This window comes from Clostridium sp. UBA5988 (assembly GCF_002435615.1).
In the GTDB taxonomy this organism is placed as follows: Bacteria; Bacillota; Clostridia; order Clostridiales; family Clostridiaceae; genus Clostridium_J; species Clostridium_J sulfidigenes.
In genome coordinates this window covers 1-13038 of sequence record NZ_DJBA01000075.1, presented here as the reverse complement: position 1 = coordinate 13038, position 13038 = coordinate 1, and the positions used below count along the sequence as shown (strand labels likewise).

The following is a 13038-nucleotide window of genomic DNA, read 5'->3' as shown; positions in this document are numbered from 1 at the left end:
AACTTACAGTATTAACAAATGAATAATAACTTTTAATAAATGTTTTATGTATAATAAAAGCACTAAAGATATCTTAGTGCTTTTTTAATTTAATCCTTAATTATATATTTACAGTGAAACTTTTAATGCTTGTACTATTATTTATAGAACTCCTGTGTAGCATAGTATCTATTCCCAGCTTTATATACACCAACACCTATACTTGTAAAGTTAGGGGATAGTATGTTTTCTCTATGTCCTTGTGAATTCATCCAATTTGTCATAAATTGATTTGCAAGTTCATTTATATCAGATACTCCACCTATATAAGCTATATTCTCTCCCCAAGATCTATAAGAAATACCGTCTCTAGCCATTTGTGCTGTTATAAGCTCACCCTCTAAATCTTTATGGTCAAAGTAATTTTTATCTCCCATATCCTTTGACTTTATTCTTGCATATTTCTCCATAAGACTACTGTAACTTAAGGTGCTCATACCCGCTCTAGCTCTCTCTTCATTTACTTTTGTAAATATAAGCTGTTCTATTTGCGATGAAAAATCACCTGTAACTGTTGTAGTCGGTGTAGTTGATTTTGATGGTGTATTTACTTTTTCCTGAGATGGTACCGATGGCTTTTCATTATTACTATAAGAATTACCTTCAGTTATTTCTTCTTGATTATTAACTGTAGTATTAGAATTTTCTTTTTCCTCTAAATTACTTCCTTCTTCATTATTAACTACATTTTTATCATTTTGTGAATTATCAGCTTGTCCACCACCCCGAGATAACCTAGTATCTTTACTAAGACTTATTTCTTCATTACTGTTTTTATCTTCTTCATCTACTTCATCAGATAAAGTAATTTTATTTCTCTTGTCCTCTATTGTGTCTTCTTTTTCATCTACACTTTCAATTGTTGAATTATTAATGTACTTAGAATTATTTTGTAAAGTTAATCCTACCAGTGCAGTGCCTGCTAATGCTCCACATATAATTAATGTAATAAGTTTCCTCTTCATTAGTATCACTCCTTTTAATTCACTTATTATTTATTTATAACATAAAATCTAGAATTTTTTATTAGTAGAACACTTCCTATGATTCTATAATAATTAATAATTTCATATTATTTACTTATAATAACGTTCGTCTCTTCCATAATTTTTTCTACTAACTATAATACAAATGCTATAATTGTTACCCTTTTCCAGGTTAATAAATGAATATTATCTATATATAAATTTTAATTTATTTAAAAATTTATTATTCTTCACCTATGAATAGCCACTTAATTGCAATTATATTTAACTAAAAATTCATATAATTCATTTTATTTATATTATATAATTATTTTATAACCTTAAATTAATTATGAGGGGGAACTATAAATTTGGATATCATTGTAATTAGACATGGTCAATCAGAAGCAGACATATTGAATGTTCATGAAGGAAGAGCAGATTTCTCATTAACAGAACTTGGAAATAAACAAGGTTTAGCTATGTCAAATTTTTTATCAATTAATTATAGTATTGATAAAATTTATTCCAGTCCGTTAAAACGTGCTAGTGAAACTGCTAAAATATTATCCAATGCTACTAACATTCCCATTATATATGAAAATGGACTTATGGAATTTAATAATGGACTATTAGCAGGGTTATCTAGAGAAGATGCAAATCAGCGTTATCCTGAACCTGATATAAGATGGCCTCACACATCTATGTATGGAATGGAAAGTATGATAGAATTCAGAGCTAGGGCTGAATCCATATTATCAAAGATAGTTAGCGAGAACTCCTCTGATTCTACTATAGCCATTGTTGCTCATGGCGGCATTATAAATATGCTTTTTAGAAGTTTTCTTGAGCTTCCTATAAATTCACAACTTTTTATATCTACAGGTGATACTGGAATACACCACTGGCAGATAACTAGCTGTTGTCATAGAATAATTTATACAAATAAATTATCTCATTTAGATACCTTAGATAGTAAATAATCTATTAATATAAGTTATGAAAGGAAATAAATGATGATATATAAAGAATTAAAAATAACTGACTTAGTTCCTGAACTATTAAATGATTTTGATAGACATGAGAAAATATACAGAGCTTGGAGACTAAGAGATGATGGAAGTGAGTATCTAAAAGATATCTATTATGAAGAGAATTGGGATAATAATGAGCTATTATCCATATGTAATGAATTAAAATCTACATTTGAAAAAGGTGGTTCAGTTTTTGCAGCCTTTGATGAAAGTAAATTAGTAGGATTTGCTTCCCTAGAAAATGATTTCTTTGGGAGTAAAAAACAATATATCCAATTGTCCAATCTTCACATTACAAACAGCCACCGCCATAAAGGTATTGGGAAAACACTATTTAACATGTGTATTGATAAAGCTAGAGAATTAAAGGCTAGTAAAGTTTATATCTCTGCCTCATCTTGTGAAAATTCTCAAACCTTTTATAGGTGTATGGGATGTATACTAACTAAAGAAGTAAATAAAAAGCTATATAGTCTTGAGCCCTTTGATTATCATATGGAATATATCTTATAAAATATATTATATTTAACTCAGTATAAAATGCTTAAAAGGAAGGAGATTAATTAATATCCTTCCTTCTATTCAATAGGTAAATAAAGTCTAATTTTGGATGTTCAGAAACTTCTTCTATATAGGCTATCTTCTAAGCTTCAAGGCCCCATATCTGCCTCATTTCTTCACAGTTTTTAAGAAGTTCTTCGAGTTTTCCCTGTCCTTCAATTTTTCCATCCTTCATAACTAAAATTTTATCTGCATTCTTTAAGGCTACATGTCTATTAGAAACTACTAAGGCCGTTATATTTTTCCTTTCAAACATCCTATCCCAAAGCTTTATTTCTGTTTCTATGTCTAAGGCACTAGATATATCATCGAAGACATATAAATCAGCCTTTCTTGCAAACATTCTTGCCACAGCTACTCTTTGCCTTTGACCTCCGGAAAGTTTTACTCCGTTAGAACCTATTAAGGTATCTATTCCCTCCTTAAAATTCTTAATATCCCTATCTAGAACTGCTGAATATATAGCTTGCTGCAATTTTCCTCCTTCATCCTTTAGTCCTAAAAGAATATTATTTTTAATAGTATCACTAAATAGGTTAGAATTCTGAGATGTATAAGCTACTATTGGCGGTGTTAGCTTTTCACTATTATTTTTAACTTCTTCATTATTTAGATAGATTTTCCCACTATCTACAGGTAACATTCCTAAAATAGATTTTATAAGAGTTGTCTTCCCTGCTCCAATTCTTCCTGTAACTACTACGAAATCACCCTTATTTACTCTTAAGTTAATATTTTCTATACCACTAGTTTCATTATACTTATAGGTTAGCTCCTTAACCTCTAAACTCTTAAATTCTATATCTTCTTGGTTACATTTCTCTTCAATTAATTCACCTTTTAGATATAATGAATTATGAGCTAATAACTCTTTTTCCATATTTTCATCTAAGAGTTTAAACATTCTCTTAAAGGCAATTCCCCCTTGCTGATACCTAGCAAAAATTTCTCCAAGGAAGCCTGCAAAGTCAGCTACAAATGGAAGATAATATAGAAACAGTGAAAAGTCTCCTACTGAAAAACTCCCTTCCAGCATATATTTACCTGTTAATAGCAATATAAATCCAGTACCAATAGTTACAGCATTTTCATATATAGCATCCATGATATTTACAAAAATCTTATCCCGCACCATATATTTCATTCTTTTTTCATTAAGATTATTTAGATTGTTAATTATATACTTCTCACTTCCAGATATTTTTATGGCTTGTATTCCAGTAAATATTTCCCCTATAGCCCCTGATACATCACCAGTTGCTTCCCTAGCAGTAGTCCTGTATTTTGAAATATACTTCATAGCCTTTTGTGATAATAATATTACTATAACTAAAGGAGCAAAAATAAATAAAGTTACCTTTACATTTATGGTTAATAAAATAATTAGTGCTCCTAAAGCAAATAATCCATCCCCAATTATATCTAAGGTGAAGCTTATAACAGTCTCAATCTCTTCTATATCATCTCTAAAACAGTTCATAGACTCACCTAAAGAAGTCTTATTTTCAATTAATGGATTATTTATAATACACTCTAGTAGATTTCTTCTAAGTAATCCACTCATAGAAAATCTATGGTTAGCATCTACTCTTCCACCCATAGCTATAATAATTGATCTAGTTAATGCTACTACTAAAATTAATGCCATAAGGCTTAGAATTTCACTATTCAACCCTCCACTTTTCTCTAAGACTTCAAAAAATCTCTTAGTAATTAAACCAGGTATCAGTGGAAACATATGAATTGTTATCCATAAAAAGCAGTTGAGTAAATAATACCACGGTCTATACATTATCATCTTACCAATATACTCAAGCACTGGAATTTTCTCTTTTTTACTTTTTATCATGCCAGCACCTCCTCCATACCCTTTTGTAGTAAATTATAAAATTTTGAATTATTATCTTTATAAAGTTGATTTCTATTGCCGTACTCTACAATTGTTCCTTCTTCAAGAATCAAAATGCTATCTGCTCTCCCAACTGTTCCAAGTCTATGAGCTATAATTATACAAGTCCTATTTTGGAGTAGTTTATTTAGTGCATTATCTATAAGTCCTTCAGTGATTGGATCAAGTTTTGAAGTAGCTTCATCTAAAATAACTAATTTGGGATTTTTAAGAAACACTCTTACAAAAGCGAGAAGTTGAGCTTCTCCTGAAGATAAGCCACTACCACCATTATCTAGAATAGTATTTAGCCCTTGGGGTAAATTATCAAGCCATGGCATTAATCCAATATCTTCAATGATATTAAGTATAGTTTCATCTTTAATACTAGGATTAAATAGTGTGAGATTTTCTCTAACTGTTGCATGAAAAATTTGTACTTCTTGAGTGACATAACTAATATTTTCCATTAAACTTTCTTTAGTGAAGCTCTTTAAATCCTCTCCATTAAATCTAATAGTTCCACCACATACATCGTATATCCTTACAATTAACCTAGCTAAGGTAGTTTTACCACTCCCTGTATGACCTAGTACTCCTAAAATAGTATTTTTTTCTATATTAATATTTATATCTTTAAGTACAGCTTCTCCATCTTCATAACTAAATGAAACTCCATCTATAGCTACATCAATAGAATCTTTACTATTTAAACCGTTATCGCCGTACTTTATTGTACTTTTAATTTGCAAAAGCTCTTTTACACGCTTAATACTCGCTTCAGCTCTTTGAAGTTTTTGCATCTGTGATCTTATTTCTTCTAATGGATTAGCCATAAGCTCAACATAGTGAAATATTAAATATACAGTACCAAAGGTTATTAATGAATTCCCATAAAAATAGGCTGAAAGTATTAATGCTGCAGCATTACCTAAGGCAAAGACAATTATGTTAGCTATCCACATATAATAGTGTCCTAAAGTGGCTTTTATTTCAACGGGCAGCATTTTTCTAAATAATTTATATAAACTATTCATAGTATAATTTTTACTGCCACAAGTATTTATATCTTCCACACTAGTAATTTGTTCTCCCAAAAAACCATATAACTGTGCACTAAATTCCCTTGATTTTTCCCAATGCTTTGATGAATGTTTTTCTATATATTTCATTACAACCATATCCAAAATAGCAATCATGGTTAATGTTAATCCAATCCTCCAATCTTCTTTATATAGCAATAAAATTATTCCTATTAAAAGTCCTAAATTTGATATAAATTGCAACACAAAAGTGGAGAAGAAACTAAATAGAGCATTTACATCTCCATCAACCCTTTCAAGCATCTCTCCTGATTGATGTGTTTTATGGAAATCCATATCTAAGTTTATACAGTGCTCTATTAAATCTCCTCTTAATGCATTAGTTGCTGTCCATCCAACCTTTTCACTAATATAAGTTGATATAATTTTAAATACTTGCCTTATAATTCCAAAAGCTATAAATAATAGAGCTGCTATTACTAAATTTTCGCTGCCCAAATTCTCTGTTACAGCATCAATATAATATCTCAATATTTGTGGATTTGCTAATTGTATTACTAAGTTAGTAACTAATATAAAAAATAGTAATATTACCATATTTTTTTGCTTTTTTAAGTACTTATATAATAATCCAAAGTAATCTTTTATTGGCAACTTCATTGTCATCACCCCTTTCAATTGATTATGTTGAAACCATTTCTTTTAATTAAACTAACTTCATCTGTGTCAATTCAAGCCCCTTTAGAAACCCTAAGTTCTCATAAACCTCCTCGGCTTCATTTCCTATATCAACATACAGCCTAACTACAGGATACTCTTTCTTTAGAATAGTAAGTGCCTTTTTTAGCATCTTAGTTCCAATCCCCCTGCCTTCATAGCTTGGCTTAACAGCTATCTGAGATATTAAAGGCCATTCCTGCCAAAGTGATACATAACAAACTCCAACTAGCTCATTAGTATTTCCATCATATACAAGGGTAGAAGCTCTATTTAGCATGTCACTGTCTAAATAATCATCAAAGTATTCTTTTACCCAACCTGTATATTCCTCTAGAGTATAACTACTATGAAGATTCACATTGTTTTCAAAAGCCTCATAAAGTAACTTTCCTATTTCTCCTTGATTTTCTCTTTTAGGTAAATTCGCATAAAAACCTTCTCCCCACATAATATTGAATTCTTCTATCGGTCTTATCATCCACCTACCGCTTTCAATTTTCTTAAATCCTATTTTCTCATAATTTTCAACTAAAGATGGTTGTACTATATCCGCAAGTATATCCTTTGTAGTATCTGACCAAAAAACTAGAATTTCTTTAAGTCTTTCTAATAATAAATCTACATTTGAATAGGGAGGTATAATGAATAATTCTGATATATTATTAGGTTCTATAAACACTCCACCTATTTTTTTATCATCTTTAATAATCCAAAAGCATTCATCTTCATCATCCACTACAGTTCTCATTACGTCATAACTTTTCATAAAGAAGCCATTAGCAATGTTCATCTGTGAGTAAACTGTATAGTAATCAGTGAACCCTTTATTATCAGCCCTTTCTAGTCTATATCCATCCCTTAATTCATAACTTAATATTTCCTTTGACCACTTTTGAAATTTCATATACTATATCCCCCTTAAGTATCTGTTCAAATCATTTTAATAATGAAAATTATCTAATAATTTTATTTAATTAACCTCTTTATTGTTTATCTACTAACAAAGCTTTTACTCCATTTGCTAGATTATCTTGCCAATCATAATAAAGATGAGCACCTATAAAAGTTTCAGAAGTTACATTGTATCCCTTACTTTTTAATGTAGCTATCATTCTGTTGTTTGCCTCCACATGACCTTTTGAAAATCCCTCTAGGCTTCCCATATTTAAATAGAAGTCTATTGGTAATACCTCTGAATCCTTGTATTCCTCTATTAGTTTACTATTTCCTTCAGAATCAAGTTGTATTTCTCCCTTATCATCAATAAACCATGCAAAGGCTCCTGATTGTGATAGAACATTTCCGAATATATCAGATCCATTAAGTGCTGCATAAGCTGCAAATTGTCCACCTAAACTTAATCCTGTAATAATTGTATTTTTAGGATTTTTTGTCACCTTATAATTTTCCCTAACCCATGGTAATATATCTTCTGTAATAAATTCAAAATATTCATTATTACAAATCAACTCTTTTGCTCTATTATCTGAGCTTTCAATAAATACAGCACAGGTAGGACTTATATGCCTATCACCTATGAGATTATCTAGTATTTTGGGAGCTTCTACTAAGTTTATATATTCCCATCCATCAGTAAACACCATTAGATTGTTATCACTTCCATCTTCTTCATATCCATAAGGGGTGTATATCCAAACTCTTCTTTCCTTTTTATCTGACTTAAGTTTAAATCTAGACATATGAATTTTTCCTGTTTTATTATCAGTTCTTTCCTTTGTCCATATTTTTTCTTTAGCCTCAGGCATCTCAATTATATTTTCGGTAGGTACAAGAAGCGCTATATCTTCTGGATTTTCTTCATCTCTTACAGGTGTATAAGTTTTAGGATTAAGAGGATCTATGATTACATCTTCATCCCTCCATTCATACTCTTCATTAACATTTGCTATCAATGTATATAAACAACGAGCTTTTTTAGATAAAATAGCACTTCTATACCATAAATCACTATTGCCTAATCTATATAAATTAGTTTTTTTATCCCCTTCTCCGAACATCCATCCTCCAAAGATTTCACTGAAAACAAATATATTATCAATTTCTCTATCCTATCTCCAAATTACAGTTACAATTGAATTTTCTTCATCTCCCTCTATGTCTTCAATAAGAGGCGCCCCTTCTCTTTCGATCTTTTCCCAAAATATATCTATAGCATTATCATTTCCAGAATTCATATCCTCTTCAAGTTTTAATATCATTGGACTTAACATTTTTTTATTATTCATAATTAATTTAGCAATAAGGTTATCTAATAGATACCTCAATCGCTTCCCCCCTTCAATTTAAGTATATTTTAATTTATTCTTTATCTAAACTTACTGAATTTAACTATTTACTACTAGCTAAATTTACATTTCTAATACGTCACTTCTTTATGTTTGTGTATAGAATTACCAAATCATCTAAATAACCAAATCCCACAAACCCTCATGAACAGAAGAACTATTTAACTAGTTGTATAGTTCTATATTTAAATAGTTGCATAGGTAAATTTATGTATATGAAACTATTTAAAACTTAATAGTTATGAGATTGAATATCCATTACTATAAATTTAAATTCTCCATCTTCCATATACTCATCACATTTTTTAAATCCTAGCTTGTTAAATAGTGATAATGATGGCTTATTATTTTCTTCAATCTCCACATATATTCTATTTATATCCATGGTATTAAATATATAGTTCATGGCTATCTTGATAGAGTCATAAGCTATGCTTTTCCTCCAATATCTTTTATCACCTATAGTAACTCCCATTTCCCCCTGCTTTGCAACTGTATCTATACTAAAGAAGTTGACAAAACCTATAAAATTTTCATCATTATCGGTGATTATAAAATATTTATACATTCGATCTTCTAATCTATCATTGATCACATTTCTTTCAAAGTTATCACAATAGATTTTACATTCTTGAATTAATTCTCTACTATTACTTGGTATAGGTCTTGGATCATACCTATTAATTTCCTTGTCAATTCTACAAGAAAACAAATTAATGATATCTCCTTTTTCTATATCTCTTATCCTAATATTCTTATCCTCATAATAAGTCACTATTAAATCCCCCTTTTTCTACTTTATCTTTTTACTTTTTTAGAAATCATCTTATTGTAAAATAAAAAAGCTGTAAGAAAGAATCTCTCTCTTACAGCCAAATCTAACATTTTTATTTTACTTAATTAGTATACTAATCTCTGATTTAGTATATATTATCTACTTTACCCAGTATATACAGATAAAGTTTCATATTATTATACATCCTATAAATTCAAAGACACAGCAAAGTATTAAATATGTTACCATATTTACTCATACTTTAAGTACTTCTTTACATTTATAAAATATATATTAACAAATATTATTATAAACTTAGGACACCTTGTAAATCACAAATTATTTAAAACATAAATAATTGTGGCATTCACTAAAAATAATCCTATAAAATACCCTTCTTAAGATTCACATCTTAAGCAAAGCTAATTATAATAATTAAGTAAAATTTAGAAATAGCTCAATAAGATTGATTTCATTTCAATTGTTTTAAAAAGAAGTATCACAAAAAATCCTATAGATATACTATAGACCTATAACGTAAACAAAACCTCTTTTAATTTAAATATTTTCTTTTCTCGAAAATTTAACTAACAATTGATTCTAATCAACATCTCATTGTCCCCTTCCTAAATTTAAAATTACAAGTATAATTTACCATAATAAATATATATAGTCAATACATATATTTCTACTTCATATCTATTAAACCCAATTTTTTAAGTTCATCTATATTTAAAGCTTTATTATAGGGTAATTCAATACTGCCTTCATTAACTAATTTAATTATTTTTTCTTTATATGGTGATTCCAAATTAACTCCAGTTATCTCCCAGTTATTATCCACTTGTGGAGATATAATACCTTGATTTTTAATATATTCTACTATCATATCTCTAATTGTATTAGAAGATTTCCAAATATAATTATTCTTTGCTAATTTCCTACCTTTTAAATTTGCAAAATAACAATAATCACTGGTTGCTAATTTTAATTTTTGATTTTCTTTCACTAAATCACCTTTGAAAATTAAATCTACAATTCGATGACCTACTGGTTTAGAAATATCTACTTTATAATTTACTCCAGCAAAAAATTCATGTTGATATCCTGGAATATCCATGGTAAAGCTTATAGAAATATCTCCTGACTTCCACTGATTGTAAGCTGAAGCAGCCCATTCCATATAATTCTTTAACTCTTTCCCTGTAACTTCTACTACATAAAGAAAAGTAGTAAACTTGTATACATTGAAAATATGTCCATAAGTAATAACACCTTTTTTTATATTACTATCATCCCTAATTAAAGAAGTTGATGTAACATCTGCACCAGAATTTATAAGTTGAACCTTATTTATCAACTCTATAAGTGGAGTATCTCTAAGCCGTCCTTCAGGTATAAAGCTTATCTCATCCTTTGGTTGAAAATCTTCTGTGGCTTCTCCTATTATTTCTGTGACAAAATCCATAGTTGTTTCATGTGCTTTCTTAATAACTGGTAATCCACTTAACTCTTCGCTAGGATAATACGGCTTCATGGATACAACTTTAACTTGTCCATCTATAACATGATTATTATTGTCCAAGGTTAAATCAAAACGAATTACTTCCTGTCCACTATCTGTAGCCCCTCCAATGAGCGTTTTTCCTCTTTTTTCTTTTACTGTTATATGAAAATGCCCAACTACTAGTACATCTATCTCCGGACATAATCTCAATATTTTTTCAGCTGCATCTCTTTCATTCTTCTTATCATGTTCTGAAACCATGCTTGCATGAGCCATAACCATTATAATATCTACTTTATCCCTAATTTCACTTACATACCTATAGGCAGTTTCACCAAGATCATGAAAATTTAGATCCTTCACTAGATTTCCTACCCATCTTGGTACATTAGGAGTAGTTAACCCTATAATTCCAACTCTCACTCCACCACAATTTATAATTGTATGTGTCTTTACAAAGTCTTCACCACTTTCTCTATAGTCTACATTTGCTGAAAGAAATGGAAAGTCACTTTGCTTTTCAAGAGATTTTATTAAATCAAGTCCAAAATTAAATTCATGATTTCCCAATACCATAGCATCATATCCCATAAAATTCATAGCAGAAATCACAGGATGTTTTTCATCCTTTTTATTACTATACATTTCATCTGTTAACGTATTTCCTTGAATTATATCTCCATTATCCACTACCAAAGTATTAAGATTTTCACTCTTAACTTGCTTTATATAAGAATAAATACGATTCATTCCACTATTATTGAAGCTTTCACCCTTATCATAGTTATATCCTAAAATGTTTCCATGTATATCTGTAGTTGCTAAGATTGTAATTTTCTTATTCTTTGTTGTAGTGATTCTATTCATTTATATTTAATCCTCCAGCTTAAAACATTAATTATTAATAATAACTTTCTCAACAATAACTTCTTAATTCAATTTTTTCTTATTATAATTATATCATTTGCTTCTGTATAATATATACTTTAGCATGGTATATATATTTTTCTCCATAAATAAAAAAACGCATCTAAACACAGACACGTTTTAACTACTATAATTTTAAAATAGATTTTCCTATAGTTGTTTTTAGCTTAGTAGCTTCTATTATAATACCATATAAAATATTTACAATTACATATATTACTAAAAATCCTAATACTTTGTCTCCAAATCTATATCCAAAAGGCATTAATATTAAATTAAATAAATAGAGTAATGCAAAACTTATTAATAAACTTATGCTCTGATCAATTATATTAGCACCTAGTTTGGCTAAAAATCCACCTTTCTTTTTAACATTTTCATTAGAACACTCTTCTGCCTTTTCAGCTTCATCTATATGCTCTAATACTTCTTCATTTTCTAAAGTTGCTTCCATGTTTTCTTGTGTTTCAGCTATAGTTTCTTCTGTTACATTTTCCTCTTCTATACTTTCATTATCACTTTTTATATTTTCTTCATCCTTTAACATCCAATATCCTCCTTAAATAATAATTATAAACTCTCTGATAAATATACTATACTTTAAATTATCTGTAAATTAATTCTATGTAAACTTAGTATGAATTTACATAGAAAATTAACTTTTTAATTCTATATTTAAAGCTATAGTGTAATTTTTCTATTTCACTATAGCTTAACTTTTATTATTATATTAAAATTTAAATATTATTTTTAGTATTCATTTCTCTAAATAACTTATATAAGTAATATAGATTTATAAAAACTATTATTGCATTAGCTATAGCTACGGGATATGCTCCAATAATCAGCCCGTATATTACAAATAATATACATCCCATTAAATTAATAAATCTTAGCTTAAATATTTCCTTCATAAACATAGAAATAGTAATTAGTATAGATGCTAAATAACCTATCCACTCAATCAATGTATCATTAAACATAGAACTCCTCCTAAAGTTTATTATATTCATTAATAAATAACAAATATTCACTCTAAATACTAATAAAACTAATGTTTAAAAAAATATGTTTATTTATAGTTTCTCTATTATATATTTTTTTATTTATATAATAATCATTTTTTATTTTAGTTTTTAGATTTTTATCTCTTATACAACAATGTCGTTTAATCCTTAGATTTAGGCTCTGTTGAAAATTACAGTGATAGAATATCCATGCTATGAGAATATTGGTGGACGTCCCTTAAAATTCGTGCTGAAATAAGGCTTTG

The 13038-nt window shown here is 28.6% G+C and carries 12 protein-coding genes; 2 read left to right on the top strand and 10 right to left on the bottom strand.

Annotated features, from left to right (window positions below; all coding sequences use genetic code 11):
• Positions 1-137: 137 nt before the first annotated feature.
• Positions 138-1004, bottom strand: coding sequence for a CAP domain-containing protein (locus tag B3J31_RS15520; protein ID WP_346867379.1), 867 nt, complete (start codon positions 1002-1004; stop codon positions 138-140).
• Positions 1005-1375: 371 nt separating this feature from the next.
• On the opposite strand from B3J31_RS15520, the gene B3J31_RS15515 reads away from it, so the two are divergent.
• Together B3J31_RS15515 and B3J31_RS15510 are read left to right on the top strand one after the other, a co-directional pair.
• Positions 1376-1987 (top strand): histidine phosphatase family protein, encoded by a 612-nt coding sequence (locus B3J31_RS15515; RefSeq protein WP_346867380.1) that lies wholly within the window; start codon positions 1376-1378, stop codon positions 1985-1987.
• A gap of 30 nt (positions 1988-2017) precedes the next feature.
• Positions 2018-2551, top strand: a complete 534-nt coding sequence (locus tag B3J31_RS15510) for a GNAT family N-acetyltransferase (RefSeq protein WP_346867381.1) — start codon at positions 2018-2020, stop codon at positions 2549-2551.
• Positions 2552-2681: 130 nt separating this feature from the next.
• Here the strand turns inward: B3J31_RS15510 and B3J31_RS15505 are convergent, their stop codons facing one another.
• The 9 genes from B3J31_RS15505 to B3J31_RS15465 form a co-directional block, all read right to left on the bottom strand.
• Positions 2682-4448: an ABC transporter ATP-binding protein gene (locus B3J31_RS15505; protein WP_346867382.1), complete on the bottom strand. Its 1767-nt coding sequence runs from the start codon at positions 4446-4448 to the stop codon at positions 2682-2684.
• Complete coding sequence (locus B3J31_RS15500; protein WP_346867383.1) at positions 4445-6190, bottom strand: ABC transporter ATP-binding protein; 1746 nt, start codon at positions 6188-6190, stop codon at positions 4445-4447. The genes B3J31_RS15505 and B3J31_RS15500 overlap by 4 nt, the downstream gene beginning before the upstream one ends.
• A gap of 46 nt (positions 6191-6236) precedes the next feature.
• A complete protein-coding gene (locus B3J31_RS15495) occupies positions 6237-7154 on the bottom strand; it encodes a GNAT family N-acetyltransferase (protein WP_346867384.1) in 918 nt (305 codons plus the stop codon).
• Between the two features lie 79 nt (positions 7155-7233).
• On the bottom strand, positions 7234-8268 hold the full coding sequence (locus B3J31_RS15490; protein ID WP_346867385.1) for an alpha/beta hydrolase: 1035 nt from the start codon (positions 8266-8268) through the stop codon (positions 7234-7236).
• 51 nt (positions 8269-8319) lie between these two features.
• Positions 8320-8535: a hypothetical protein gene (locus tag B3J31_RS15485; RefSeq protein ID WP_346867386.1), complete on the bottom strand. Its 216-nt coding sequence runs from the start codon at positions 8533-8535 to the stop codon at positions 8320-8322.
• A gap of 253 nt (positions 8536-8788) precedes the next feature.
• Positions 8789-9331, bottom strand: a complete 543-nt coding sequence (locus B3J31_RS15480; protein WP_346867387.1) for a GNAT family N-acetyltransferase — start codon at positions 9329-9331, stop codon at positions 8789-8791.
• A gap of 688 nt (positions 9332-10019) precedes the next feature.
• Positions 10020-11705, bottom strand: coding sequence for a bifunctional metallophosphatase/5'-nucleotidase (locus tag B3J31_RS15475; RefSeq protein ID WP_346867388.1), 1686 nt, complete (start codon positions 11703-11705; stop codon positions 10020-10022).
• A gap of 187 nt (positions 11706-11892) precedes the next feature.
• The gene (locus B3J31_RS15470; RefSeq protein WP_150844508.1) at positions 11893-12312 is read right to left on the bottom strand and encodes a hypothetical protein; all 420 of its coding nucleotides are present in this window, start codon (positions 12310-12312) and stop codon (positions 11893-11895) included.
• 190 nt (positions 12313-12502) lie between these two features.
• Positions 12503-12778: a YgjV family protein gene (locus tag B3J31_RS15465; protein ID WP_084178204.1), complete on the bottom strand. Its 276-nt coding sequence runs from the start codon at positions 12776-12778 to the stop codon at positions 12503-12505.
• Positions 12779-13038: the final 260 nt, after the last annotated feature.

What these genes read in the sequence shown, in the direction of transcription:
- B3J31_RS15470 (WP_150844508.1), bottom strand. Translation starts at nt 12,312, where the DNA reads ATGTTAAAGGATGAAGAAAATATAAAAAGTGATAATGAAAGTATAGAA.
- B3J31_RS15495 (WP_346867384.1), bottom strand. Translation starts at nt 7,154, where the DNA reads ATGAAATTTCAAAAGTGGTCAAAGGAAATATTAAGTTATGAATTAAGG.
- B3J31_RS15505 (WP_346867382.1), bottom strand. Translation starts at nt 4,448, where the DNA reads ATGATAAAAAGTAAAAAAGAGAAAATTCCAGTGCTTGAGTATATTGGT.
- B3J31_RS15475 (WP_346867388.1), bottom strand. Translation starts at nt 11,705, where the DNA reads ATGAATAGAATCACTACAACAAAGAATAAGAAAATTACAATCTTAGCA.
- B3J31_RS15510 (WP_346867381.1), top strand. Translation starts at nt 2,018, where the DNA reads ATGATGATATATAAAGAATTAAAAATAACTGACTTAGTTCCTGAACTA.
- B3J31_RS15500 (WP_346867383.1), bottom strand. Translation starts at nt 6,190, where the DNA reads ATGAAGTTGCCAATAAAAGATTACTTTGGATTATTATATAAGTACTTA.
- B3J31_RS15490 (WP_346867385.1), bottom strand. Translation starts at nt 8,268, where the DNA reads ATGTTCGGAGAAGGGGATAAAAAAACTAATTTATATAGATTAGGCAAT.
- B3J31_RS15520 (WP_346867379.1), bottom strand. Translation starts at nt 1,004, where the DNA reads ATGAAGAGGAAACTTATTACATTAATTATATGTGGAGCATTAGCAGGC.
- B3J31_RS15465 (WP_084178204.1), bottom strand. Translation starts at nt 12,778, where the DNA reads ATGAATATAATAAACTTTAGGAGGAGTTCTATGTTTAATGATACATTG.